Source organism: Streptacidiphilus sp. PAMC 29251, from assembly GCF_054208735.2.
Window position 1 is genome coordinate 2,280,156 of the sequence record NZ_CM135725.2, and the last position, 23,813, is coordinate 2,303,968.

Consider the following 23,813-nt stretch of genomic DNA (forward strand, 5'->3'; position numbering starts at 1 on the left):
ACCGGCCGACCAGGCCCTGGTGTCCTGCGGGCGGGTCTGTCGCCTCGCCGCGTGGGGGTGTGCGAGAGACGGACCGCAGGATGCGCCGCGTCGGCCCCGTGGGGGTGGCCGGCGCGGCGCATCCTTTCCCTATCTATTCCCTGTCAGTGCCCTGAGCTGCCAAAACTCGGGCCGCTCGGATTCAGGTGAGGTCGAACTCCCCGTCCCGGGCGCCGAGCACAAAGGCCCGCCACTCCGCCGGGGTGAAGATCAACGCGGGGCCCTCCGGGCTGCGCCCGTCCCGCATGGCGATGTAGCCCTCGACGAAGGCGATCTGGACATCACCCACTCCGTTGCTGCTGGACAGCCACTCGGCCTCGGTCAGGTCGAGCTGCGGCTTCTTCATCTCGGATCCCTCATCGAGCAGACTGCGCTGGATGAGGACGCCGGCCCCCGCACTGTCACCAAAGAATGCGTCGCTTGCCACGTCGTGATCCTCCCGTCATCGTCATGCCACTGTAACTTCCGGCAGCGGGCCTAGAGGAGGGCTTTGACCGGATCCACCCGCATGGATTCACCGGTGCGATTCAGACCTCCCGGCCGGAGGTCTCAGCGGTTCGGGGGTTCACTGCCGACCAGCCACATGGCGAAGAACTGGGCACCCCCGCCATAGGCATGACCGAGGGCCAGCCGGGCGCCGTCGATCTGGTGCTCACCCGCGCGTCCGCGCACCTGCAGCGCGGCCTCGGCGAAGCGGATCATGCCGGACGCTCCGATCGGATTGCTGGAGAGCACCCCGCCGGACGGATTGACCGGGAGGTCCCCGCCCATCTCGGTGACCCCGGACTCGACCAGCTTCCAGCCCTCGCCCTCGGCGGCGAAGCCGAGGTTCTCCAGCCACATCGGCTCGTACCAGGAGAACGGCACATACATCTCCACCACGTCGATCTGCCGGCGCGGATCGGCCACCCCGGCCTGCCGGTAGACGTCGGCGGCGCAGTCCCGGCCGGCCTGCGGGCTGACGTAGTCCTTGCCGGCGAAGATGGTCGGCTCGCTGCGCATCGCGCCGCCGTGCACCCAGGCCGGACGGTGCGGGGCCCGGGCGGCGCCGCGGGCGTCGCTGAGCACCATGGCGCAGGCGCCGTCCGAGGAGGGGCAGGTCTCGGAGTAGCGGATCGGGTCCCAGAGCATCGGCGCGGCCCTGACCTTCTCCAGCGTCAGATCCCGCTCATGGAGGTGGGCGAAAGGGTTCTTCAGGGCGTTGCGGCGGTCCTTGAAGGCGACCAGCGAGCCGATGTGGTCCGGGGCTCCGGTCCGGCGCATATAGGCGCGCACATGCGGCGCGAAGAACCCGCCCGCGCCCGCGGTCAGCGGGGCCGTGAACGGGACCGGCAGTGACAGACCCCACATCGCGTTGGACTCCGACTGCTTCTCGAAGGCCACGGTGAGCACCGTCCCGTGCACCCGGGCGGCGACCAGGTTCGCGGCCACCAGGGCGGTGGAGCCGCCGACCGAACCTGCGGTGTGCACCCGCAGCATCGGCTTGCCGACCGCGCCCAGCGCCTCGGCCAGGTAGAGCTCCGGCATCATCACCCCCTCGAAGAAGTCCGGGGCCTTGCCGAGCACGACGGCGTCGATGTCCGCCCAGGTCAGCTCGGCGTCCTCGAGCGCACGGACGGCGGCCTCGCGGACCAGTCCGGCGATGGAGACGTCCTGACGGGCCGCCACATGGTGGGTCTGGCCGACACCGATCACGGCCACTGGTTCACGGGCGCTCACTGATCCGCGGGTGCTCACTGGTCTCCCTCCAGAACTGCCACCAGGTTCTGCTGCAGGCACGGCCCGGAGGTGGCGTGGGCCACCGCCCGCCGGGACTCGCCGCGATGGATCCGGGCGGCTGCCTCGCCGATCCGGATCAGCCCGGCGGCCATCATCGGATTGGCGGCCAGCGGGCCGCCGGACGGGTTCACGGTCACCTCCTCGCCCATCCCCAGCTCCCGGCGCAGGATCAGTTCCTGCCCGGTGAAGGGCGCGTGCAGCTCGGCGGTGTCCACCGGGGCGTCGAAGAACCCGGCCCTGCTGGCCGCGAGCCGGGTGGACGGCGAGCCGGTGAGGTCGCGCACGCCGGGCTGGTGCGCCTCGATCCGGTGGTCGATCCCCCGGATCCAGGCCGGACGGGGGTGCAGGGCGCGGGCGGTGTCGCCGACGGCGAGGATCACCGCGACCGCCCCGTCGCTGATCGGCGGGCAGTCGTGCCGGCGCAGCGGCTGCACCTCGTAGGGCTGCCGCAGCAGCTCCTCCACGTCCGCGCTGCCGCGCAGTTGGGCATGCGGATTGGACTCGGCCGCGCGGCGGGAGCGGACCGCGGTGGCGGCCAGCGCGCGCTCGTCGGTGAGCCCGGCGTCGATCAGGGCCTGGGTCTGCAGCGCGGCCAGCGCAATGGCATCGGGCCAGAGCGGGGCCAGGGTGTAGGGGTCGAGCTGACGGGTCAGCACATCGCGGACGCTGCCGGGCGAGGACTTCCCGTAGGAATAGACCAGGGCGGTGTCCGCCTGCCCGGTGCGCAGCTTCACCCAGGCCTCGTAGAGGGCCCAGGCGCCGTCCATCTCGACATGGGACTCGGAGATCGGCGGCCAGGCGCCGACGCCGTCCAGGGTCATGGTGAAGGAGAAGGCGCGGCCGGCCAGGTAGTCGCTGCTGCCGGAGCAGGTGAAGCCGATCCGGTCGGTGGTCAGCCCGGTCTGCTTGAGCACGTCCTGGAGCACCGGCAGCACCAGCTCCAACTCGGACAGCTGGTCGGTGCTGCGGCGGTGGCTGGTCTGGGCCACGGCGACGACGGCGACGTCGCGGTTGTCGTTCGGCATGGCTACATCCACCTCAGATAGGTCTCGGGGTCGGCGTCGGGGTCGCCGGTGGGACGGAAGTGGCTGATGGCGGCGAGGCTGGGCCGGACCTCCTGGCCCTCGGACCCGCTCTGCTCGCGCCAGACCGGTTCGACCCGCTGCCCGACATGGACCTGGTCGTGCGGGATGTCGCCGATCCTGGCGTGCAGCCCGACGTGCGCACCGTCGATCAGCACATAGGCGTAGCAGTAGGGGACCTCCACATCGAGGCCCTTGGCGGCGATGTTGACGATGCAGAAGGTGGTCACCGTGCCGATGTGGGGCAGGTCCAGCTGCTCGGTGGTGGCGATGCCGCAGGTGGGGCAGACGCCCCTGGCTGGCAGGTAGACCCGGGTGCAGGAGGGGCAGCGCTCGGCCAGCAGCCGGCGCTCGGTCAGCGCGTTGAGGAAGCGGGACTGGGCCCCGCCGGGGGTGTAGACGTAGTCGAGCCGGGCCGGAATGGTGACCCGGGTGACCGGTTCCGCGCCGGCCAGGGCCGGGATGGCGGCGAGCAGTTCGGCGGCGGTGGTCATTCCGCACCTGCCTCGGTGATCGGTTCATTGGTCGGTTCATTGGTCGGCTCCGTGGTCGGGTCAATGACCGGCTCAGTGATCGGCTCGAAGCAGGCGATGTCGGTGATGGCGCCGCTGCGCTCCTCGGCCCAGCGGACCCGCACCCGCAGCCCGGTGCGGACCTCGTCCGGCTCGCCGCTGCCGGGCGGTGGCGCGTCCAGGGCGTGCAGCAGGGCGGTGTCCGCGCCGTCCAGCCGGACCAGCACCCAGGCGAAAGGGGTGGCCAGCGGCTGGAACCGGCGCGGGGCGGGGTTCCAGGCCCAGGTGGTGACGGTTCCGGTGCCGGGGAGTTGGACCAGCTCCGCCAACGCCTCGGCGGTGACCGGGTCGTACTCGGCCGGCGGGCAGAGCACCCGGCCGTTGCTGCCGCGGATGCCGAGGACGACGCGTTCGCGCAGCCCGGTCAGGAAGGCGCCGATGACGGGTCCGGTGGAGCGGGTGAAGGGAAACTCGACGACCATGGGTGCGCTGAGTACGTCAGGCATCTGCAGTCCTCTGCTGATGGGTGGGGAACCTGGCTGGTGGCGGGTGGTGGCCGGTGGCCCCGGCTAGTGCCGCAGGAAGACCGGGGCACGGCGTTCGGCGAAGGCGCGGGGGCCCTCCTTGGCGTCCTCGGTGGCGAAGATCGGCCAGCCGATCTCCAACTCCCGGGCCAACCCCTCCTCCTCGCTGAGCGACGCCGTCTCGTAGACGCTCCTTTTGACCGCCTCGACGGCCAGCGGCGCGGCCTCGTTGACCGCCTCGGCCAGCTCCAGCGCGCGCTTGAGGGCGGTGCCGTCCGGGACCACGCTGCCGACCAGGCCGATCGCCGCGGCCTCGGCGGCGCTGTAGCGGCGGCCGGTGAGCAGCATCTCCAGGGCGTGGGTGCGCGGGATCTGGCGCTGCAGCCGGACGGTGGAGCCGCCGACCGGGAACAGCCCGCGGCGCACCTCGAACAGGCCGAAGCTCGCCGATTCGGCGGCCACCCGGATGTCGGTGCCCTGCAGGATCTCGGTGCCTCCGGCCACGCAGACGCCCTCGACCGCGGCGATCACCGGCTTGCGCGGCCGGTAGTGCCGGAGCATCGCCTTCCAGTGCAGATCGGGGTCGGCGGCCATCCGGGCCCGGTAAGGGTCGTCCTCGGCGAAGCCGCCGCCGGTGCCGCCCTGGGCCAGGGCCTTGAGGTCCATCCCCGCGCAGAAGGCGCCGCCGGCGCCGGTCAGCACGACCGAGCGGATCTCGTCGTCGGCGTCGGCCTCCAGCCAGGCGTCGTGCAGGCCGACCAGCATCGGGATCGAAAACGCGTTCTTGGCCTCGGGCCGGTTCAGGGTGAGCACCAGAGTCGATCCGTGCCGTTCTGTCAGCAGATGTTCGGTGCCGCCCATGCGCAGACCCCTCTTTTTTGACACACCGTCAGATCTAGAACAGGTTGCAGTCTTCTTCCATGGTTTTCAAGGGCGTCACCGCTCTGGAGTTCTCTGCCTGGCGCTCCTACTCTCCGCGCATGGAATTCAACCTGGCCGATCTGTTCGAGCAAGCGGTTGACCACTTCCCCGGACGCGAGGCCATCGCCTGCGCCCGCGTCGACACCACCACCGTCCAGCGGCGGACCTTCGCCGAGTTGGACGAACGGGCCAACCGGCTGGCCCACCACCTGCTGGAGACCGGCGTCGGCCCCGGCGACCGGGTGGGCGTCTATGCCCTCAACCGCGCCGAGTGGGTGGAGTCGCTGCTCGCGATCTGCAAGGTGCGCGCGGTCTGCGTCAATGTCAACTACCGCTATGTCGCCGATGAGTTGAGCTACCTACTGGGGATGGCCGAGCCCAGCACACTGATCTACCAGGAGCGTTACGCGCCCGAGGTGGCCGCGGTGCTTCCTGGCCTGCCGGGGCTGCGGCACCTGCTGGTGATCGAGGACGGCGACGGCAGCAAGGGCGGCAGCAGCGAGGACGGCGACGGCGGGGGCAGTTCCGAGGTACAGCTGCCGGCCGTCCCCTATGAGAAGGCACTGGCCGACGGCGGGCCGCAGCGGGACTTCGGGCCGCGCTCGCCCGACGACCACTACCTGCTGTTCACCGGCGGCACCACCGGGCTGCCCAAGGGAGTGGTCTGGCGGCAGGAGGATGTCTTCTTCGCGCTCGGCGGCGGCATCGACGTCACCAACGGCCATCGGATGGCCACGCCCGAGGAGATCGTCGGCACCGCCTACGACAATCAGCTGACCTTCTTCCCGATCGCCCCGCTGATGCACGGCGCCACCCAGTGGGGCCTGATGCAGCAGTTGTTCCGGGGGAACCGGGCGGTACTGCTGGACCGGTTCGACGCCCGGCGGGTGTGGGAGCTGACCGCGTCCGAGAAGATCAACCTGGTGATGATCACCGGCGATGCGATGGGTCGGCCGCTGATCGAGGAGCTCGACGCCGCCGACGGGCCCGACTACGAGCTGAGCGCCTTCTTCGGGCTGGTCAGCAGCGCGGCGCTGTTCTCAGGCTCGGTGAAGCAGCGCTTTCTTGACCGCTTCCCCACCCTCTACCTCAGCGACGCCATCGGCTCCTCCGAGGGCGGCGCGGGCGGCATCAGCCAGTACAGCAGCGGCGCGACCGGCGCGGGCAGCTCCACCGGCGGGGTCACCACCACGGCGATCGGCGACTCCGAGGTGCTGGACGAGGACCTCAACCCGCTGCCGCCGGGCGTGGTCGGACGGCTGGCGCGCCGGGGCAACGTACCGCTGCGCTACCTGGGCGACCCGGTCAAGAGCGCGGAGGTGTTCCGCACCGCCGCCGACGGCACCCGCTACGCCATCCCCGGCGACTGGGCCAGGCGTGAGGAGGACGGCCGGATCACCCTGCTCGGACGGGGCTCCTCCTGCATCAACTCCGGTGGGGAGAAGATCTTCCCGGAGGAGGTCGAGGCCGTGATCAAGGCCCATCCGGCGGTCTACGACACCGTGGTCGTCGGCGCGGCCGACGAGCGCTGGGGCGAGACGGTGGTGGCTCTGGTCCAAGCCCGTTCAGGGACAGGCGAACTGACGCTGCAACAGCTCCAGGAGCACTGCCGGGCGCATCTGGCCCGCTACAAGGTCCCACGGCGGCTGCACCTGGTCGCCGAGGTCAGGCGCACCCCGACCGGCAAGCCGGACATGCGCTGGGCCCAGGGGCTGGTGGTCGCCGAGTGACGGATCGTCAGACCGCTTTGGCCGGCACCCCGTGCGGCGAGGCCTCGGCCAGGACCACGCGCTCATCGGCTCCCTGACGGACACTCAGTCGGAAGCGGAACCGCTCGCCGACCCGCTCCGGCTCGAAGGCGATGAGGGCGAACGGCGCCTCCGGCGTGCTCGACGCCGCCAGTCGGTCGAGCTCAAGCTCTACCCTGGCCCATTCCTCGGCCGGGACGTACTGGCGCATGATCGAGTGCCACACCACGGTCAGTGTGCCGGTGCTGGTGCGCACCCCGGCGAGGAACTCCGCCGCGCCCAACGGCCTTACCGTCACCGGCAGTTCCGCGGCCAGCCGCAGCGCACCGGCCAGCCGGGCGTGCCGGGCGGCCTGGTCCGGCCAGACATAGGCACGCAGGGCCAGCGAGCCGGTCGCGGAGAGCGGGTCGATCGGGCTCGGATCGCAGCCCTGGCGTTCGACGACGGTGATCTCGGGATGCGCGGCGGCGGCCGCCACCAGCCAGCCGGGCGCGCCCCCGGTCCAGGCGTCGGCGAGCAGCACCGGCGAGTCGGCCGGCCCCCAGCCGAAGCCGTCCGCGGCCGCTGCTGCTGGCGCTGGCGCTGGCGCTGCTGCTGCTGCTGCCGTGTAGCGGAACTGCTCCGGGCGCAGATTGAGCCCCGAGCTGGAGCCGAGCTCAAACAGCCGCACCGGCAGCGGGGACGGCGACGGCAGCGGCGACGGCACCGGCACGGTTCCGAGTACCTGGAGCAGCCCGGCGATCAGCAGGTTCGCCCGGCCGACCTCATTGGTCTGCGGCGGACGCGTCATCCAGTCCCGCACCCACGGCAGCTCGGCGGCGACGGCGGCCCGGAACGCCTGCCAGCAGCGCTCGGCGTCCTCGGCTGCATACGCGCCACCGGCGGAGGGGTAGTACGCGGCGAGGGCGGGCGCGCGCCCGGTCAGTACCAGGGCGTGGACGCCGCCGGCCAGGCGCAGCGCGATGGCGTCGGGGCCCGGCGCGTCCTCGTACCCGGCGACGGCGTCGGCGCAGGGGCCGCCGGCCCGGATGTCGTCGGCGACGCGGGCCAGCAGCTCCCCGTACAGGGCGGAGCCGATCGAGGAGCAGCCCCGGGCCTGCTCCTCGAACATCCGCGCGGCACGTTCGCGCGCCGGGGTGGCGGCGGGTGAGGGGGTGGACATGCGGCGGCTCCTCGACACGATCGGTTCCTCGACACGACAGGAAGACGATCATGCCCCCTCGCCCCGGCCGCGCACACCCACCACCCACGTGACGTGCCTCACCGGCCCGAGGCCGGACGTCAGGGCGTGAAGGACGGGTCGGGGACATAGGTGGACGGATCCGATGAAGTGGAGGACATGAACGCCCACAGCCCGAAGCCGCCGCCGGCGAAGAGCAGGCCGACCAGCACGAACATCGCGCAGACCACCAGCGCGATGAGCAGCCCGCAGCCGGTCGCCGCACCGCCGCCGACCTCGACCAGGAAGGCCAGCTCAGGGCGCTCGGGGTCATAGCGGACCGTCACGAAGTCCCCGGGGACGATCGGGGTGTGAATGGCCGGCTGGATCCTGATCTCGCGACCCTCGCGGGTGGTGAAGGTCAGGACGGCATGCCGGGTACTGGCCCCCTCGGTATTGCTCCGGCTGTAGGTGTCCAGGCAGCGTGCCTCCACGGTCACACCGGTGGCCAGCACCCGGTTGCGCTTGAGCACGCTCCGGATCAGCAGGATCGCGATCACGACGCCGACCAGCGCGAACAGCAGTCCGGCCGTGCCGAACACAGCACTCGTTCCTTCCACCATGAGAACCCCCGTTGTGGAGCTGTGACCAGCTCTGTGACGCGAAGGATGCACCACGGCGGACAACGGTTCCACGCCGGGGCCGCCAAATATTCCGATGCGCCGGCAGCCGGTCCGGAATAGCGTGCTCGGGTCAGTCAGCCGCACCGAAAGGCCCCCGTGCCATGCCCCAGCTCGCCACCCTCGCCCCGATGGCCTCCGCACTCGCCGATCCGGCCAGGCAGCGCCTCTACGCCCAGCTCGTCCTGGCCGGGGCGGACGGCCTGGACGTCGCCGTGCTGGGGGCCGGGGCCGGACGGCTGCTGGCCCGGCTGGCGCAGGCCGGGCTGGTCGAGCTGACAGCGGAGGGCAGCCGGGCCGCCGTCCGCGAGCAGGCCTTCGCCGACGCGCTGCGCGCCGAGTCGGACCCCGCCGCGGACGAGGGCGCCAAGCTGCTCAAGGACGGCCGGATCGCCGAGATGCCGGTCCGCCCGGCCCGGCGCCAGGCGCTGCTGGAGTACCTGACTCGCCGGGTCTTCGAGCCCGGGGTCAGCTACGGCGAGCCGGAGGTCAACATCGCGCTGCGGCAGTACTGGGAGGACACCTCCGCGCTGCGGCGCTACCTGGTGGACGCCCGGCTGCTCACCCGCTCCGCGGACGGCCGCAGCTACCGGGTCACCGCGGCGCTCGGGTAACTACACCTGCCGGGTCCGCCCCTCCCAGTAGGGCTCGCGCAGCCGCCGCTTGTAGAGCTTGCCGTTGGGGTCGCGGGGCAGTTCGGCGATGAAGTCGATCGAGCGGGGGCACTTGTACTTGGCCAACTGCCGTTCGCAGTGGGCCAGGATGTCCGCCGCCAGCGCGTCCCCGGGTTCGTGCCCGGCCGCCGGTTCGATCACGGCCTTGACCTGCTCGCCCCAGTCGTCGTGCGGGATCCCGAAGGCCGCGGCGTCGGCCACGGCCGGGTGGGCGAGCAGGGCCGACTCGATCTCGGCGGGGTAGATGTTGACCCCGCCGGAGATGATCATGTCGATCTTGCGGTCGCGCAGATAGAGGTAGCCGTCCTCGTCCAGCAGCCCCAGGTCGCCGACCGTGAAGAAGTCGCCGACCCGGTTCTGCCGGGTCTTGCCCTCGTCCTTGTGGTAGCTGAAGCCGCCGGTGTTCATCTTCATGTAGACGGTCCCCAACTCCCCTGCCGGGACCGGCTTTCCCTCGTCGTCCAGCACCGTGACCTCGCTGATCGGCCAGGGTCTGCCGACCGTCCCCGGGCGCTGCAGCCACTCCCCCGCCGTGGCGAAGGTGCCGCCGCCCTCGCTGGCCGCGTAGTACTCCTCGACGCACTCGCCCCACCAGTCGATCATGGCCCGTTTGACGTGGTCGGGGCAGGGCGCGGCGCCGTGGATGGCGTGCCGCATGGACGACACGTCGTAGCGGGCCCGGGTCTCCTCGGGCAGCGCCAGCAGCCGGTGGAACTGCGTCGGCACCATATGGGTGTGGGTGACCTGGTGACGGTCGATCAGCCGAAGCATCTCCTCCGGCGTCCAACGGTCCATCAGCACCACCAGGTGGCCCAGGTGCAGCGAGGCGGCCGCGAACTGGAGCACGGCGGTGTGGTAGAGCGGCGAGCAGACCAGGTGGACGTTTCCACCGCCCGGCCTGATGCCGAAGATGCCCAGGAATCCGCCGAGCGGGGTCTGCTCCGGGGGTCGACCGGGCAGCGGGCGGCGGATGCCGCGCGGGCGGCCGGTCGTCCCCGAGGTGTAGTTCATCACCCAGCCGGTGGTGCGGTCGGCCGGCACCGCGGCCGACTGGCCGACCAGCAGGTCCGCATACGGGCGGAAGCCCGGCAGCTCGCCGACGGCGTAGCGGCGCTCCTTGGGCAGCCCGGCCTCGTCCGCCGCCGCGGTGGACGCCTCGGCGAAGCGCTCATGGGCGATCAGCACCTTCGCTCCGCTGTCGGAGACGATCCAGGCGATCTCCGGGCCCACCAGGTGGTGGTTCACCGGCACCAGGTAGAAGCCGGCCTGGGCGGCGGCCAGGTAGGCGGTGAACAGCTCGATGCCGTTGGGCAGCACCGCCGCGAAGGCGTCGCCCGCGGTCAGCCCGGCCTCGCGCAGCCCGTGCACCAGCTGGTTGGCGGCGGCGTGCAGCCGTCCGGCGGTCCAGGGGGTGCCGTCCGGGGCGATCATGGCGATCCGGTCGTAGTCGGCGCCGGCCTGGGCCCAGAATCCGGCCGGTCCGGCCGCGGGGGTGCTCATACCTGGTCTCCCTTCGTCGTGCTCCTGCTCGTTGCTTTCGGGCTCGGGCTCGGGTTCGGGCTCGGGCTCGTCCTCGGGCTCGTCGTCCTCGGGCTCGGCCCGCCCGGGCCCTGGTCGGCGGCGATCCGGTCCAGCCGGGCCACCGCCCGTTCGAATCCCCTGGTCAGCTCGTCCATCACGGCGGCGACCGAGCGCTCCTCGGTCATCTGGCCGACGATCTGCCCGACCGGGGTGCCGATCAGCTCGGCGGTCTCATAGGTCTGGATCCGGCTGACCGCGTCGGCGACCAGCAGGCCCTGCAGCGGCATCGGCAGAGTGGCCGGGCTGTCCGGCTGCTCCCAGGCGTCGGTCCACTCGGTCCGCAGCTGGCGGGCCGGCTTGCCGGTCAGCGCCCGGGAGCGGACGGTGTCGCCGGAGCCGGCCGCGAGCAGCTTGGCCCGCAGCACCGGCGAGGCCAGGTCGGACTCGGTGACGGTGAGCCAGACCGAGCCCAGCCAGACGCCCTCCGCGCCCAGCGCGATCCCGGCCGCGGCCTGGGCCCCGGTGCCGATGCCGCCGGCCGCGAGCACCGGGATCGGGGCGACCGCGGCGACGATCTCCGGCACCAGCACCATGGTGCCGATCTCCCCGGTGTGGCCGCCGGCCTCGTAGCCCTGGGCGATCACCAGGTCGATCCCGGCCTCGGCGTGGTGCCGGGCGTGCCGGGCGCTGCCGGCCAGGGCGGCGACCAGCACCCCGGCGGCATGGGCCCGGTCGATGACATCGGCCGGCGGATGGCCCAGCGCGCTGGCCAGCAGCTTGATCGGGTGCTCCAGCGCGACGTCGACATGGGAGCGGGCCACGTCCTCCATCCAGCCGGTGATCCGCCAGCCGCCCCGCTCGCCCTCGGGCAGGTCAGGGACGCCGTAGCGGGCCAGGGTCTCCCGGACGAAGGCGCGGTGGCCCTCCGGGATCATCGCCTCGACCTGGGCGACGGTGACGTCCTCGACCTTCTTGGCCGGCATCACCACGTCGACGCCGTAGGGCAGGCCGCCGACATGGGCGTCCATCCAGTCGAGCTCCTTGGCCAGCTCCTCCGCGGTGCCGTAGCGGACCGCGCCGAGGACGCCGAGGCCGCCCGCGCGGGTGATCGCGGCGGCGACGGCGGGGAAGGGCGTGAAGCCGAAGATGGCGTGCTCGATACCGAGCCGTTCGCTGAGTTCCGTCCTCATGCAGGGCAGCATGGCGCAGCGGCCCGAAGACCGGAAGAGATTTTCTGACGGTCAATCAGATATGTTGCGGAGCCGACTTCTCGGTCACCCAGCTGCGGGTCAGCTCGGCCACCGCGGGGCTCTCCCTGACCACCCGCACCAGCGAGACGGGGATCGGCCCCATCTCCAGCGCCCAGTCCGGCAGCGGCAGGCTGAGCTGCGCCATCGTCCCGGTCCGCCCGGCCGGGTTGAGCTCGTCCAACCGGCGCAGCACCTCGCGGGCGTCGGCCGGACGGTCCTCCGGGTCCTTGGCCAGCAGGTCGAGGACGATGTCCTCCAGCAGCCGGGGGATCTCCCGGCGCAGCTCGCGGGGCGGGCGGGGCGGGGTGTCCCGGTGGTCCAGCAGGATCACCAGCGGGTCGCCGACCGAGAACGGCGGCGCGCCGACCAGCAGTTCGTAGAGCACACAGCCGAAGGAGTAGAGGTCGCTGCGGTGGTCGACGTCGGTGCCGTCGATCTGCTCCGGGGACATGTAGTACGGCGTGCCGACCGGGAACGCGCCGCCGCCGAGCCGGGAGGTCAGGCCGGTGTCGCCGCCGAGCCGGGCGATGCCGAAGTCGCAGATCTTGACGGTGCCGTCGCCGGTGCGGATCAGGTTGCCCGGCTTGAGGTCGCGGTGGATCACGTCGCGGGCGTGCGTGTACGCCAGCGCGGAGGCGATCTGGCGGGCCGTGGACAGGGCCTCGGCCAGCGGCAGCCTGCGGTCCGGCGCCGCGTCCAGCACCGCGCCCAGGTCGCTGCCGTCCAGCAGCTCCATCACCAGGTACGGGGCGCCCTCGGCCTGGCCGAAGTCGTGCACCACGGTGATGCCCGGGTGCTGCAGCCCGGCGGCCAGGCGGGCCTCGCGGCGGAAGCGCTCCTGCATCAGCTCGGCCTGGCGCGGATTGCGGTGCGGGGTCTCGGCGCGCAGGCACTTCACCGCGACCGGGCGGCCCAGCGCCTCGTCCTCGGCCCGCCAGACCTCCCCCATGCCACCCCGGCCCAGCAGGCCCAGCAGCCGGTAACGGCCCTGGATCAGGGTTCCCTCGTCCACCTGCCCGCCGCCCCCGTCCGCTCCGCTGCCCACGGCGACCACAGTAGTGCCCGTCGGCACCGTCGCGGGGCGTCAGGCCCCGGCGGGGCGCGTCAGGCGCTTTCTGCGGCGGCCGGAGGCGATGACGCCGAGGAATCCGCCGACCACGATCCAGCCGAACCCGGCCGGGGCCAGCAGGTTCCAGAGCAGGTCGGAACCGGCGTGGCGGAGCACCAGCACCGCCGGGAGCCCGGCCAGGACGGCGGTGGCAGCCAGCGAAGCCGTGCTCCAGCCGTCGGCGGCGAGGGTCCGCCGGGTGGTTCCGCGACCGATCCAGTAGTCGATGCCCAGCGTCCCGACCGCCACCACCACCGGGACGGCCGCCAACTGCAGCCAGGCCCACCAGGACGCGGGGGTCTGCCCGTCCGCCCTGGCAGCGGTGAGGAACATCGCGGGCATGCTGAGCAGCGCGACCGCCGCGGCGCCCAGCGGCGCGCCCCCGTGCAGTTGCTCGGCGGTGGCGAACCGCCGCCGGGTCAGCTCCCGACTGGCGGCGGCGTACTCGCGGACGCCCTTGCCCCGGCGGCGGATAGCCAGCGCCTGCAGCACCACCAGGGCGAGGCCCAGCAGCGCGAACACCACGATCCGGCCGGGGGTGCCCGCGGCGTCGCCGGTTCCGAGGACCTTGACGGCCAGCAGGACGACGACGACGGCCAGGCAGCCGGGCCAGATCCGCCCGTCGCGCCGGGGCCGCTTCAGCTCGATCGGGTCCGCGCCCAGCTCAAGGGCCCGGTCGAGCTCGGCGGTGGCCTCCTCGGCGTACCGCTTCTTGGACGGTGTCATCGAACGCAGGGCGAAGGCCAGCGCGAGGTGGGTGCGCGGCTCGCCGGGGGCGCAGGCGACGGCGCGGCGGGCGTGGGTCACAGCCTCGCTGGCCAGGTTGCGTGCGGCCACCACCTCGGCGAGGGCCGCGTGGCCGCGCCAGTCGGCGGGGTCCAGGTCCACGGCGCAGCGGGCGGCCAGCTCGGCCTGGCGGGCGTCGCCGAGCAGCAGCAGCACCCCGGCGGCTGCCGCCTCGGCCCGCGCGTCCACCGGTGCTGCTTCGGCCAGCGCCGCCGCCAGCGCGGCCCGGGCCCGGGGCCGTTCGCGCTGCCGCGCCAGCAGCCCGGCCCGGGCGATGAGCAGCATGAACCTGTCCTCGTCGGCGCCGGTCCCGGGGTCGGCTTTCTGTGCCTCGACCGTCTGCGGGGCGGTCGTCTGCGGGGCGACCGTCCGCGGGGCGGCCAGCGCGCTGTCGAGCAGGGCGTGCGCCGCGTCGAAGTCGTGCTGGTCCACCAGGGCGCGCAGGCGCACCCGCAGCGGGCGGGGTCGATCCGCGGTCATGTCCGTGCCGTCCGTTCCAGGGCGGTGGAGAGGCATGATCACCGCGCGCGGGCATGCTAACCCGCGACTTCTACGGCCCTCGGCCCGGGTCGCTCAGCTCCAGTCGAAGGTCAGCAGGGCCAGCCGTTCGACCGGCTCGAAGAACAGCAGGATCTGGTCGGCGCCGCTGTCCCGGTAGTGCCAGCCGGGGACCGACGCCACAAAATGGAACCGGTTGCCAGCCGGGCTGACCGGCCAGATCCGGTCGCCGTCGTACTCGCGGCGGAACAGGCCCGACTCGGCCCAGTTGCCGGCCGGGTCGGCGTGGCCGCCGAGTTGGTCCAGCAGCGCCACCTCCTCGTCCGTCCCGTACAGCGGGGAGCCGTCCTCCTCGAACCTGCGCAGCCGGCCGTCCTGACGGAAGGCGTCCCGGTGGGCCCGGAAACTGCGTTCCTGGCACTCGCAGTGCTCGTCGAGGCGGGCCCGGAAGCCGGGTTCGGGATCGGGCAGCTCCTCCGGAGCAGTCTCCCGCACGAAGTAGCGCCGGTCGCCGAGCAGGCGGTAACGGTCGCCGTCCATGGCGAATCCGAGCCAGTTGCTGGTCTGCAGGGCGGAGTGGAAGGCCTCGGTGTGGTCGCCGAGATAGCCCTCGGCCGGTTCCAACGGGCTGACCAGGTGGATCCAGCCCTGCCAGGCCGGGTCGACCTGGGCCAGCTCGATCGAGACCAGCGGATGCAGATGCCGGGCCAGATCGAGCTGGTCGGCGACGAAGACGGAAGCCGGGTCGGGGTGGACCCGCAGGCCCGGTCCGGCCGTCATCACGTCCTCCCGCATGGCCGGCTCTCCCCCGGCCGCGGGAGACTCCTTCGTGGACATGGACAGCCCTTCTGTCACCGCACCCGGTCGGCCGGTCGACTGAGAGTGTCCGGCACTCCGAGCACCGACCCTACCGACCGGGACCGACAGACACGGCCGGTCCCCGGCGCGGGATGCGCCGGGGACCGGTCCGAACCTGATAGGACGGTCAATCAGGCGGGGAGGTGCCACTGCTGGTTGGCGCCGCCGGAGCAGTCCCAGATCTGCAGCCGGGTGCCGTTGGCGGAGCTGGGTCCTGTGGCGTCCAGGCAGCGGCCGGAGCCGGTGTTGACCAGGGTGTTGTTGCTGCCCACGGTCCATTTCTGGGCGTTGCTGCCGTTGCAGTCGTAGAGCTGGACCTTGGTGCCGTTGGCGGTGCCCGCGGCGGTGACGTCCATGCACTTGCCGAGGGCCTGGATCGACCCGTCGGCGCCGACGGTCCAGCTCTGCGCGGCGGTGCCGTTGCAGTCGTAGAGCTGGACGGCGGTGCCGTTGGCGTTGCTGGCCGCGTTGACGTCCACGCACTTGCCGCCGTAGCCGGTGATCGCACCGGTGTGGCCGGTGCCCCCGCCGCCGCTGCCGGTGGTGGTGTACGCCGCCACATAGCCCACGCTCATGGTCGCGCCGGAGGTGGTGGCGGAGGTGGGCGAGGTGCAGCCGCAGACGCCGTTGGGGAAGCCCCCGCCCATCGCCAGGTCGAAGATGATGGACAGATTGTGGTCGAACGCCTGCTGCCAGGTACCGGTGCCGACCTGGCTCTCACTCACGCTGAAGTACTGGGCGCCGTCCAGGTACCAGGTGATGCTCTCGGCCGAGGTGTTGGTGCGGTCCAGGATCATCGAGTAGGTGTGGTAGCCGGTCTGGCAGCCGGTGCAGGCCTTCAGCCCGCTGCCGATGCCGTTGCCCTCGTTGCACACGCCGCCGGGCGAGGTGCCGCAGTGGATGGTGCCGGCCACCTGGGAACGCGCGTTGACGTCCTCCATGATGTCGATCTCGCCGTTCTCGGGCCACTGGCCCGGGCCCAGCATCCAGAACGCGGGCCAGTAGCCGAGCCCGCTGCTGGGGTTCGGCTGCTCGATCGACGCGGTGACCTGCAGCTTGCCGCCGGCCGGCGCGCCCACGTCGGCGGTCGGGGTCTGGATCCGGCCCGAGGTCCAACTACTGCCGTTACGAAGGGCGGTGATGTCCAGATGACCGCTGCCGTCCAGGTGGACGTTGCTGGTCGAGTTGGTCATCGTCTCGATCTCACCGGTGCCGAAGTTCGACCCGGGACCGGTGTCGTAGATCCAGTTGGACGAGGACGGCGCGGTGCCGGCCGCGCCGGCGAAGCTGTCACTGAACGCGGTGGTCCAACCCGAGGGCGGCGCGGGCACGGTGACCGCGCCGGCCGAGGTCGGAAACGCGGTAAAGGCCGCCAGCAGTGCGGCCGCTGTCAGCGCGACGACGCGCCGACAGCGGCGAGCGAACGAACGCGGGGCAGTGGACCCGCGCGTGGTTTCGGTTCCGGATCTCATCCGTCGCTCCCGGTGGGGGTGGGGGTACGCCAGGACTGGACGCGGAGCGGACGCGGGCAGGCAGGGACCCCGCGGAAGCGCTCCCAGCGCCACTTTGTTCAGGACTTGATTGAACTCATTCCGCATGGCCGCGTCAATGGTCTGGGCCAATTTCCCAAGCCGGGCGGAACCGGTCGCAGGTGGGGCGGGGCCGGTCGCGGCCGGGGCAAACCCGGTTGCAGGCAGCCGAGTTGGGCCGCGACCGGTCCACACCGCTGCGGCGGGACCGGGAGCGGGTCTAGGACGACGTGATGCGGCGTGCGGTCGCGGCCAAGTTCGCCGCGCACACCGACATCCGCGACATCCTGTTGTCCACCGGCGACGAGGACATCGTCGAGGACACCACGACCGACCACTACTGGGGCCGGGACAGTCACCGGGTCAGTCGCGGAAGTAGGAGGCCTCACGGCGTCGGCGGTCGACCCGTACCTCGAAGACGTCGGGCCGGCTGTAGTGGCCGGTCGGGTCGAAGTTCTGCCGTTCCGCGGCGACCAGGGCGAGATCGAGGTCGGCGACCACCAGCCGCTCCTCGTCGACGACCGGCTCGACGATCCAGCTGCCGTCTGGCGCCGCGATGGCGGACCCGCCCCGGCAGTAGTCGGCGATACCGGCCTCCTCCAGCTCGGCGCGCAGCGGGAAGTCGGCCGGGACGTCGGCCAGCCCGAGCAGGCCGTTGGCCGCCAGCGAGAACACCCGTCCTTCGCGGGCCAGGAAGCGGGTGATGTCGGCGGTGTTGTGCGGGTTGCCGGGCCAGACGCTGACGTGCAGTTCCTCGCCCTGCGCATACAGGGCGTGCCGGGCCTGGGGCATCCAGTTCTCCCAGCAGTTGAGGCCGCCCACCCTGGTGGCCCCGACCTGGTGCACCCGCAGCCCGTTCCCGTCGCCGATGCCCCAGACCAGCCGTTCCTCGTGGGTCGGCACCAGCTTGCGGTGGGCGCTGACGACGCCCGCGGCGGGGTCGATCGCGACCAGGGTGCAGAACACCGTCCCCCGGGCGTTGCCGGTGCCCCGCTCGGTGGTGCCCAGGTAGACGAAGACGCCCAGGTCGCGTGCGGCCTCGGTGACCAGGGCCAGCTCCGGGCCGTCCAGCTCGACCGCGGCGTTCAGGTACGCGGCGTAGGCGCGCTTCTGCAGGGCGTCGTCGAAGCGGGCGCCGCCGGTGTGCTCCAGCCAGGACGGGTAGCCGGACAGGAAGGTCTCCGGGAAGGCGACCAGCTCGACGCCCTCGGCCGCCGCGGTCTCCAGCCAGGCGACGACCTTCTTGGTGGTCGCGGACGGGTCGAGCCAGTGCGGCCTGGCCTGGGCGGCGGCAACGCGCATAGCAGTCCTCCTTGATGGATGTCGGGATGTTAACATGCAGACAAGATGACAAGAGAGGGCGGAATGGCCGAGCAGGGCGGCATGGCACCGGCCCGCAGACGCGGGATGGCGAACGAGGTAGCCGACCGGATCCGGGAGGCGATCTTCTCCGGGATCTACGCACCCGGCGCCCCGCTGCGCGAGGTCGAACTCGCCACGGTGCTCCAGGTCAGCCGCGGCCCGGTGCGGGAGGCGCTGCTGCGGCTGGAGCGCGAGGGCCTGGTCCAGAGCGAGTGGCACCGCGGCACCACCGTGACCACCCTGACCGCCGAGGACGCGGCCGAGCTGTACAGCCTGCGCGGCGCCCTGGAGCAGCTGGCGGTCGAACGGCTGCTGAGCCACGCCACCGAAGCGGACCTGGCGGCCGTGGAGCGAACCGCCGACCGGATGGCGCACGCGGAGGACAAGCACGCGGTGGTCCGCCTCGACCTCGCCTTCCACGACGCCGTCTACGCCGCCGCCCACCACCGCCGGCTGGAGACGGCCTGGCAGGCGATCCGCTCCCAGGTCCACCTCTTCCTGCTGACGCGGATGGGCCTGAGCGGCGACGACTACGCCGCGCACATCTCGGCGGAGCACCGCGAACTCGCCGCCGCGCTCCGCGCCCGCGACTCCGAACGCGCGCTGCGGCTGTTCGCCGAACACCGGGACCAGGCCTTCGAGGTGCTGACGGGCGTGCTGGCAGGGGTGTTGGCAGGCGTGCCGGAGGGCGTCCGGGCCGGGGCGGCCGGAGGCTCATGAGCGACGGTCCCGAACATCCGCGCAAGCTGCTCGGCCGGCTCACGTTGACCTCGATCGCCATGATCGTGGTGGGGCTCTGCACCTTCGCGGCGCTCATGGTGTTCACCGTGCCGGGCCACACCAGGGTGACCCTCGCGCTGAAGAGTCGCGGGGTGCAGACCCGGGCCACAGTCACGGAATGCGCGCAGGCCCTGCACGACGAGAACGGCGCCGAGCTGCCGGTTGCCTGTACGGTGCGGTTCACCCCGCCGGGCGGGAGCCCGGTCGAATCCCCGCTGGCCTTCAGCACCCACCGGGTCGCCACCGGCCATACCGTGCTGGTGGTCTACGACCCCCGGGACACCGGCACCGTGGCCCTTCCGTCGGACCTCGGCTACTGGACCACCGTGGTCAGGAACGCCGGCGATGTGCTGCTGCTGCTCATCTCAGCGGCCATGGTCCCGTTGGGCCTGGCCGGCCTGGCCCTGCGGAGGTTCCTCGGGCCGTCCTGAGTTCCTCAGACGGCTCAGCTCCACCACCACCCAGCCATGGGCATGGCGTCACCGAAGTGGCTCGCCGCCGGCGACACCGTGCGCATCGAGATGGCCGGGCTCGGCCGCATGGAGTCCACCGTCAGCGAGGAAGCCATTGGCTGACAGTTCATCAACTGGCAGTCCGTCAGTTGACAGCTCGTCAGTTGACAGTCCGGCGGCCGACGGGCAGGCGCCCGCCTGCTCCCCGGGCAGGCACTCCTCGGCCCAGCGGCCGAGTTCGACCAGCGCGGGGCGCAGCGCGGCCCCGACCTCGGTCAGCCGGTAGCTGACCCGCAGCGGGGGTCCGGGGTCGACGTCCCGGAGCACCAGTCCCGCGGTTCCGAGTTCGGCGAGCCGATCCGAGAGCACCCGTTCGCTGATGCCGGGGACCGCGCGGCGGAACTCGGCGAAGCGGACCGGGCCGCCCATCAGCGCGGCGACGATCATCCCGATCCAGCGCTTGCCCAACAGCTTGAAGACACGTTCCACCGCGCTGCCGGCCCCGGTGCAGATCGCCTCGGCCTGCTCGTACCCCTGTGGTTCGCGCTGTGTCGTCATACGGCCAGCCTACGCACATCGAGCTGTAGAAAAGTAAGTAGATAGGATACCGTTAGCTACGTACTAATAATTCTCCTTGCTTCCAAGGATCCCCGGAAAGGCGGCATCGCCATGCCCAGCAACACGACCGACCCCACGTCCTCGACCTCCACCGCCGCGCTCGCAGACCTCAGCGTCGGCCACTGGACCCTGGACCCGGCCGCGTCCTCCATCGGCATCAAGCACAAGTCGATGTGGGGCCTGGTCACGGTCCAGGGCTCCTTCACCCGGCTCAGCGGTGAGGGCGAGATCGGACCCGAGGGCACCGGCCACGGCACCCTGGTCGTCGACGCCGCCTCGATCGACACCAAGAAGGCCAGGCTCGACACCCACCTGCGCTCCGCCGACTTCTTCGACGTCGCCAAGCACCCGACCTTCACCTTCACCGCCACCAGCGTCGCCCCCGACGCCAGTGGCAACGCCGTGGTCACCGGCGACCTCACCGTCCTCGGCACGACCGCCCGCTGAGCTTCACCGCCCGCGCGACCGCCGTCGGCAGCACGGACGTCACCCTCACCGGCGAGGCCGTCGTCAACCGCGACGACTTCGGCATGAGCTGGAACCGGGGTGGCATGCTCAAGGGCCTCACCACCGTCGTCCTCAGCACCCGCTTCAACCGCGGCTGATCAACCGCGGCTGACGCCACCCCGCGACAGGCCGGGCACGGGGGCCCGGCAGGGGATCTGATTTCCCGTCAGCTTGTTCGCGCCACGGTCGGCGGAACCGTGGCTGCGATGCTGCGACGGCCTGCAAACGGTGGGGACGGTCGCGACAGGAGTAGGGCGTGGATGACGAAACCCGCTTTCGCGAGCTCTTCGCCCGCGCCTATCCGGCGCTGCGCCGTTATGCCCATCATCGGGGGCTGTCCGCCGCCGACTCCGACGACCTCGTGGCCGGGACACTGGAGGTCGCCTGGCGGCGGTTCTCCGACGTCCCGACGGACGAGCCGATGCCGTGGCTCTACACGGTCGCGCACAACCTCTGGCGGAACCAGCACCGCACGGAAGGCCGCCGGGCCTCCATCCTGGCGCGCTTCGGCGCGCCGCCGGCCGTCAGCGGTGATCATCCCGGCGATCCCGGCGACCGCGGGGATCCAGGAGGTCTGGACGAGGGGGCGCTGCGTGCCGCCTTCGCCGACCTCGGCGCCGACGACCAGGAACTGCTGCGCCTGATCGCCTGGGACGGGCTCACGCCGGCCCAGGCCGCGACCGTCCTTGGCTGCACGCCGGTCGCCGCGCGCAGCCGACTGCACCGGGCCAGGAACCGGCTCGCGTCCCGGATCGGCATCGATCCGCGAGCCGCCGCCGTGCAACAAGCCGCCGTGCAACAAGCCGCCGACGCGCAACGAGCCGCCGTGCAACAGAGCGGGGCGAAGCGACAGATACCGGGTGAAGGCTTCACTCTCCAGGAGGTGCTCAATGACCCCGCTCGCTAGGCCCTTGCGCGGCGAGGAGTCGGATCCGGTATCGGACCCCGTCATGGCCGCGCTGCGCTCGGCCCGCCCGGTGCTCGACCCGGCCCCCGACCCCGCCGCACCGGAGTCGACGGCCATGCTGGCGGCGATCCTCGCCACGCCGACAGGTGCGCGGAGCCCCGTGGCGTCGCCCGCGCGGCCCACCCGGTTGCGCCGCCGGTGGACGATCGGCGTCCCGGCCGGTCTCGCCGCCGCGGTGGTCGCTGTCGTCGTCCTCTCCCCCGCGGGCGGCGTTCCGGCCGGCGGCGGGCAGGCCGCAGCGCCGTCCCGAGTGCCGATCGCCCCGTCCGCGCCGCTCTCCCCCTCCGAGACCGCACTGCGTGTCGCGGTGCTGGCCGCCTTCGACACCTCGGCCGACAAGATCTCCCACACCGTCAGCACCCTGACCGCCACCGGTGAGCAGCCCAGCACCCTGGAAGTGTGGAGCTGTCCCGCCCTGCCCAAGCCGGGGGACCAGGTCGTCTTCCGCAGTCTGCTCAGCCGGCAGGGAAGGCCCGTCCAGGACACCGAGATCCGTTTCACCATGCCTGCCTCGACCGGGGATCCGGCGCGGGACGCCAAGGTGCAGACCCTCGGCGAGTCGATCGACGTCGAGTACGGCAGCCGCACCTGGTCCGACCAGCGTCGGACCCCGGTCAGCACACTGACCGACCAGGGTGCGGCCGCCGTCCGACAGCGGCTCGCGGCCGGCGGATTCTCGGTCTCGGGCCCGCTGACCCTGGACGGGCGCACCGCCATCGAGCTGACCTGGTCGGCCCTCCCCGGGACGACCTCGCAGCTGTGGGTCGACGCGAGCAGTTACGTCCCGTTGAAGTCCAGCGTCAGCAGCAGGGTCGGCAACGCCGACCAGTCCTTCACCAGCACCAGCGTCACCTCCTACGACTACCTGACCGCCAGCGACGCGAACAGGGCGCTGCTCACCGCCACCGCGCCACCCGGATTCCGGAGGACCACGGCCCCGGACACCAGGCCCGGCGGCTGACCGGTCGCCTGTTGGGCACCGCCCCGTAGCCGGCGACCGGGGCGGGGCCCGGCGGGCGGAATCGCCCCGCAGCCGCAGACGCAGACGCAATGGCAATCGGCTACCGGCGGACGCGGGGCATGCCGAGGCCGATCCAGGAGATGATCTCGCGCTGGATCTCGTTGTTGCCGCCGCCGAAGGTGAAGATCACCGAACTGCGGTAGCCGCGTTCCAGGTTGCCCTGGAGCACCGAGCCGGCCGAACCCTCCTTGAGCGGGCCGGCCGCGCCGACCACCTCCATCAGCCAGGAGTAGGCGTCGCGCCGGGCCTCGCTGCCGTAGACCTTGACCGCGGAGGCGTCCTGCGGGGTCAGCACGTCGCGCTGGACCGCGTCCACCATCTGCCAGTTGAGCAGTTTCACGGCGTCCAGCCGAGTGTGCGTACGGGCCAGCCGCTGGCGGACCCAGGGCAGGTCGATGACTCGCTTGCCGTCGCTCAAGTCGGTCTCGCGGGCCCACTGCTGGACCTCGGCGAGGGCCCGGTTGGCCATCGTGGTGTGTGCGGCGAGGGTGACCCGCTCGTGGTTGAGCTGGTTGGTGATCAGCCGCCAGCCCCCGTTCTCGGCGCCGACCCGGCGACTGACCGGGACGCGGATGTCCTGGTAGTAGCTGGCGGTGGTGTCGTGCCCGGCCAGGGTGCGGATGACGGTGGTGGAGTAGCCGGGGTCGGTGGTGTCGACCAGCAGCATGGTGATGCCCTTGTGCGGCGGGGCGTCCGGGTCGGTGCGCACCGCGAGCCAGACCCAGTCGGCGGTGTCGCCGTTGGTGGTCCAGATCTTCTGGCCGTTGACCACGTACTCGTCCCCGTCGCGGACGGCCCTGGTCTTCAGCGCGGCCAGGTCGGTGCCCGCGTCGGGCTCGGAGTAGCCGATGGCGATGTCCAGTTCGCCGGCCAGGATCCGGGGCAGGAAGTAGGCCTTCTGCTCCTCGGTGCCGAACTTCATGATCGAGGGGCCGACCGTGTTCAGCGCCATGATCGGCAGCGGGACGCCGGCCTGCGCGGCCTCGTCGAAGAACACGAACTGGTCCACCGGGCTCATCCCCCGGCCGCCGTACTCGACCGGCCAGCCGACGCCCAGCCAGCGGTCGGCGCCGAGGCGGCGGTTGACCTCGCGGTAGAAGGTCTTCTGCCGCTTGGGGTCGTTGAGCCGCCCGTGCGCCTCCGGCGGCATCAGCTCGGCGAAGTACGCGCGCAGTTCGGCGCGGAGTCGCTGCTGCTCGGGCGTGTAGTCGAGGTGCATCGCGGTCCCCTCGGGTCGGCACGGTCTGGTGACCGGTGGTCACGCTAGAACACGTTCTAGAAGAAGGGAAGGCACGCGCCCGGACAAGGCAGTTCCCGCGCGGCGCGGTGGACGACGGGGCCCGGCCGCCTAGGTTGGTGACTGCGGCGGCGCGGGCACCATGGACCCGGGTGGCAGCGCGGGTGATGCGGGTGGCGTGGGTCATGCGGGTGATACGGG

At 72.0% G+C, this 23,813-nt stretch carries 21 protein-coding genes and 3 pseudogenes; 8 read left to right on the forward strand and 16 right to left on the reverse strand.

Going from position 1 to position 23,813, the window contains the following annotated elements:
- Window positions 1–181: 181 nt before the first annotated feature.
- The 5 genes and pseudogenes from ACXKR8_RS10640 to ACXKR8_RS10660 form a co-directional block, all read right to left on the reverse strand.
- Window positions 182–385 carry a DUF397 domain-containing protein gene (locus ACXKR8_RS10640; protein ID WP_458272658.1) on the reverse strand — a complete coding sequence of 68 codons (204 nt, stop codon included), beginning with the start codon at window positions 383–385 and terminating at the stop codon, window positions 182–184.
- A gap of 203 nt (window positions 386–588) precedes the next feature.
- Window positions 589–1,758 carry a thiolase domain-containing protein gene (locus tag ACXKR8_RS10645; RefSeq protein WP_458272659.1) on the reverse strand — a complete coding sequence of 390 codons (1,170 nt, stop codon included), beginning with the start codon at window positions 1,756–1,758 and terminating at the stop codon, window positions 589–591.
- A gap of 14 nt (window positions 1,759–1,772) precedes the next feature.
- Complete coding sequence (locus ACXKR8_RS10650; protein WP_458272660.1) at window positions 1,773–2,843, reverse strand: thiolase domain-containing protein; 1,071 nt, start codon at window positions 2,841–2,843, stop codon at window positions 1,773–1,775.
- 2 nt (window positions 2,844–2,845) lie between these two features.
- A pseudogene (locus tag ACXKR8_RS10655) lies at window positions 2,846–3,918 on the reverse strand (Zn-ribbon domain-containing OB-fold protein).
- Between the two features lie 63 nt (window positions 3,919–3,981).
- Complete coding sequence (locus ACXKR8_RS10660; RefSeq protein WP_458272661.1) at window positions 3,982–4,797, reverse strand: crotonase/enoyl-CoA hydratase family protein; 816 nt, start codon at window positions 4,795–4,797, stop codon at window positions 3,982–3,984.
- Between the two features lie 119 nt (window positions 4,798–4,916).
- Between ACXKR8_RS10660 and ACXKR8_RS10665 the strand changes: the two genes are divergently transcribed.
- Window positions 4,917–6,587 carry an acyl-CoA synthetase gene (locus tag ACXKR8_RS10665; RefSeq protein ID WP_458272662.1) on the forward strand — a complete coding sequence of 557 codons (1,671 nt, stop codon included), beginning with the start codon at window positions 4,917–4,919 and terminating at the stop codon, window positions 6,585–6,587.
- 7 nt (window positions 6,588–6,594) lie between these two features.
- Here ACXKR8_RS10665 and ACXKR8_RS10670 read toward each other — a convergent pair whose 3' ends face one another.
- Together ACXKR8_RS10670 and ACXKR8_RS10675 are read right to left on the reverse strand one after the other, a co-directional pair.
- Window positions 6,595–7,767 (reverse strand): DUF2332 domain-containing protein, encoded by a 1,173-nt coding sequence (locus ACXKR8_RS10670; RefSeq protein ID WP_458272663.1) that lies wholly within the window; start codon window positions 7,765–7,767, stop codon window positions 6,595–6,597.
- A 119-nt stretch (window positions 7,768–7,886) separates the two neighbouring features.
- Window positions 7,887–8,366 carry a DUF3592 domain-containing protein gene (locus ACXKR8_RS10675; protein WP_462100446.1) on the reverse strand — a complete coding sequence of 160 codons (480 nt, stop codon included), beginning with the start codon at window positions 8,364–8,366 and terminating at the stop codon, window positions 7,887–7,889.
- A gap of 182 nt (window positions 8,367–8,548) precedes the next feature.
- On the opposite strand from ACXKR8_RS10675, the gene ACXKR8_RS10680 reads away from it, so the two are divergent.
- The gene (locus ACXKR8_RS10680) at window positions 8,549–9,058 is read left to right on the forward strand and encodes a DUF2087 domain-containing protein (protein WP_458272665.1); all 510 of its coding nucleotides are present in this window, start codon (window positions 8,549–8,551) and stop codon (window positions 9,056–9,058) included.
- Here the strand turns inward: ACXKR8_RS10680 and ACXKR8_RS10685 are convergent, their stop codons facing one another.
- From ACXKR8_RS10685 to ACXKR8_RS10710, 6 genes are all read right to left on the reverse strand, one after another.
- Window positions 9,059–10,618, reverse strand: coding sequence for an acyl-CoA synthetase (locus tag ACXKR8_RS10685; RefSeq protein WP_458272666.1), 1,560 nt, complete (start codon window positions 10,616–10,618; stop codon window positions 9,059–9,061).
- Window positions 10,615–11,829: an NAD(P)H-dependent flavin oxidoreductase gene (locus ACXKR8_RS10690; protein ID WP_458272667.1), complete on the reverse strand. Its 1,215-nt coding sequence runs from the start codon at window positions 11,827–11,829 to the stop codon at window positions 10,615–10,617. Before ACXKR8_RS10690 ends, ACXKR8_RS10685 begins: the two co-directional genes overlap by 4 nt.
- A gap of 55 nt (window positions 11,830–11,884) precedes the next feature.
- On the reverse strand, window positions 11,885–12,934 hold the full coding sequence (locus ACXKR8_RS10695; protein ID WP_458272668.1) for a serine/threonine-protein kinase: 1,050 nt from the start codon (window positions 12,932–12,934) through the stop codon (window positions 11,885–11,887).
- Window positions 12,935–12,973: 39 nt separating this feature from the next.
- Window positions 12,974–14,263: a hypothetical protein gene (locus ACXKR8_RS10700; RefSeq protein ID WP_458272669.1), complete on the reverse strand. Its 1,290-nt coding sequence runs from the start codon at window positions 14,261–14,263 to the stop codon at window positions 12,974–12,976.
- Window positions 14,264–14,356: 93 nt separating this feature from the next.
- Window positions 14,357–15,118 (reverse strand): hypothetical protein, encoded by a 762-nt coding sequence (locus tag ACXKR8_RS10705; RefSeq protein ID WP_458272670.1) that lies wholly within the window; start codon window positions 15,116–15,118, stop codon window positions 14,357–14,359.
- Window positions 15,119–15,270: 152 nt separating this feature from the next.
- Window positions 15,271–16,611 (reverse strand): ricin-type beta-trefoil lectin domain protein, encoded by a 1,341-nt coding sequence (locus ACXKR8_RS10710; protein ID WP_458272671.1) that lies wholly within the window; start codon window positions 16,609–16,611, stop codon window positions 15,271–15,273.
- 290 nt (window positions 16,612–16,901) lie between these two features.
- Between ACXKR8_RS10710 and ACXKR8_RS10715 the strand changes: the two are divergent.
- Window positions 16,902–17,018: pseudogene (locus ACXKR8_RS10715) on the forward strand (NADAR domain-containing protein); the annotation flags it as partial.
- Window positions 17,019–17,031: 13 nt separating this feature from the next.
- Here the strand turns inward: ACXKR8_RS10715 and ACXKR8_RS10720 are convergent.
- Window positions 17,032–17,970 carry a carbon-nitrogen hydrolase family protein gene (locus ACXKR8_RS10720; protein WP_458272672.1) on the reverse strand — a complete coding sequence of 313 codons (939 nt, stop codon included), beginning with the start codon at window positions 17,968–17,970 and terminating at the stop codon, window positions 17,032–17,034.
- Window positions 17,971–18,015: 45 nt separating this feature from the next.
- Between ACXKR8_RS10720 and ACXKR8_RS10725 the strand changes: the two genes are divergently transcribed.
- Both ACXKR8_RS10725 and ACXKR8_RS10730 read left to right on the forward strand, forming a co-directional pair.
- Window positions 18,016–18,750: a GntR family transcriptional regulator gene (locus tag ACXKR8_RS10725; RefSeq protein WP_458272673.1), complete on the forward strand. Its 735-nt coding sequence runs from the start codon at window positions 18,016–18,018 to the stop codon at window positions 18,748–18,750.
- The gene (locus ACXKR8_RS10730; protein ID WP_458272674.1) at window positions 18,747–19,241 is read left to right on the forward strand and encodes a hypothetical protein; all 495 of its coding nucleotides are present in this window, start codon (window positions 18,747–18,749) and stop codon (window positions 19,239–19,241) included. Before ACXKR8_RS10725 ends, ACXKR8_RS10730 begins: the two co-directional genes overlap by 4 nt.
- A 204-nt stretch (window positions 19,242–19,445) precedes the next feature.
- Here the strand turns inward: ACXKR8_RS10730 and ACXKR8_RS10735 are convergent.
- A pseudogene (locus ACXKR8_RS10735) lies at window positions 19,446–19,820 on the reverse strand (winged helix-turn-helix transcriptional regulator); the annotation flags it as partial.
- Window positions 19,821–19,931: 111 nt separating this feature from the next.
- Here ACXKR8_RS10735 and ACXKR8_RS10740 point away from each other — a divergent pair.
- From ACXKR8_RS10740 to ACXKR8_RS10750, 3 genes are all read left to right on the forward strand, one after another.
- Window positions 19,932–20,327: a YceI family protein gene (locus ACXKR8_RS10740; RefSeq protein WP_462100447.1), complete on the forward strand. Its 396-nt coding sequence runs from the start codon at window positions 19,932–19,934 to the stop codon at window positions 20,325–20,327.
- Between the two features lie 316 nt (window positions 20,328–20,643).
- The gene (locus ACXKR8_RS10745; protein WP_458272676.1) at window positions 20,644–21,294 is read left to right on the forward strand and encodes an RNA polymerase sigma factor; all 651 of its coding nucleotides are present in this window, start codon (window positions 20,644–20,646) and stop codon (window positions 21,292–21,294) included.
- Complete coding sequence (locus tag ACXKR8_RS10750) at window positions 21,278–22,315, forward strand: hypothetical protein (protein ID WP_458272677.1); 1,038 nt, start codon at window positions 21,278–21,280, stop codon at window positions 22,313–22,315. The genes ACXKR8_RS10745 and ACXKR8_RS10750 overlap by 17 nt, the downstream gene beginning before the upstream one ends.
- A 100-nt stretch (window positions 22,316–22,415) precedes the next feature.
- On the opposite strand, the gene ACXKR8_RS10755 is transcribed toward ACXKR8_RS10750, so the two are convergent.
- Entirely contained in the window at window positions 22,416–23,594 is a 1,179-nt protein-coding gene (locus tag ACXKR8_RS10755) for an acyl-CoA dehydrogenase family protein (protein WP_458272678.1), read from the reverse strand.
- Window positions 23,595–23,813: the final 219 nt, after the last annotated feature.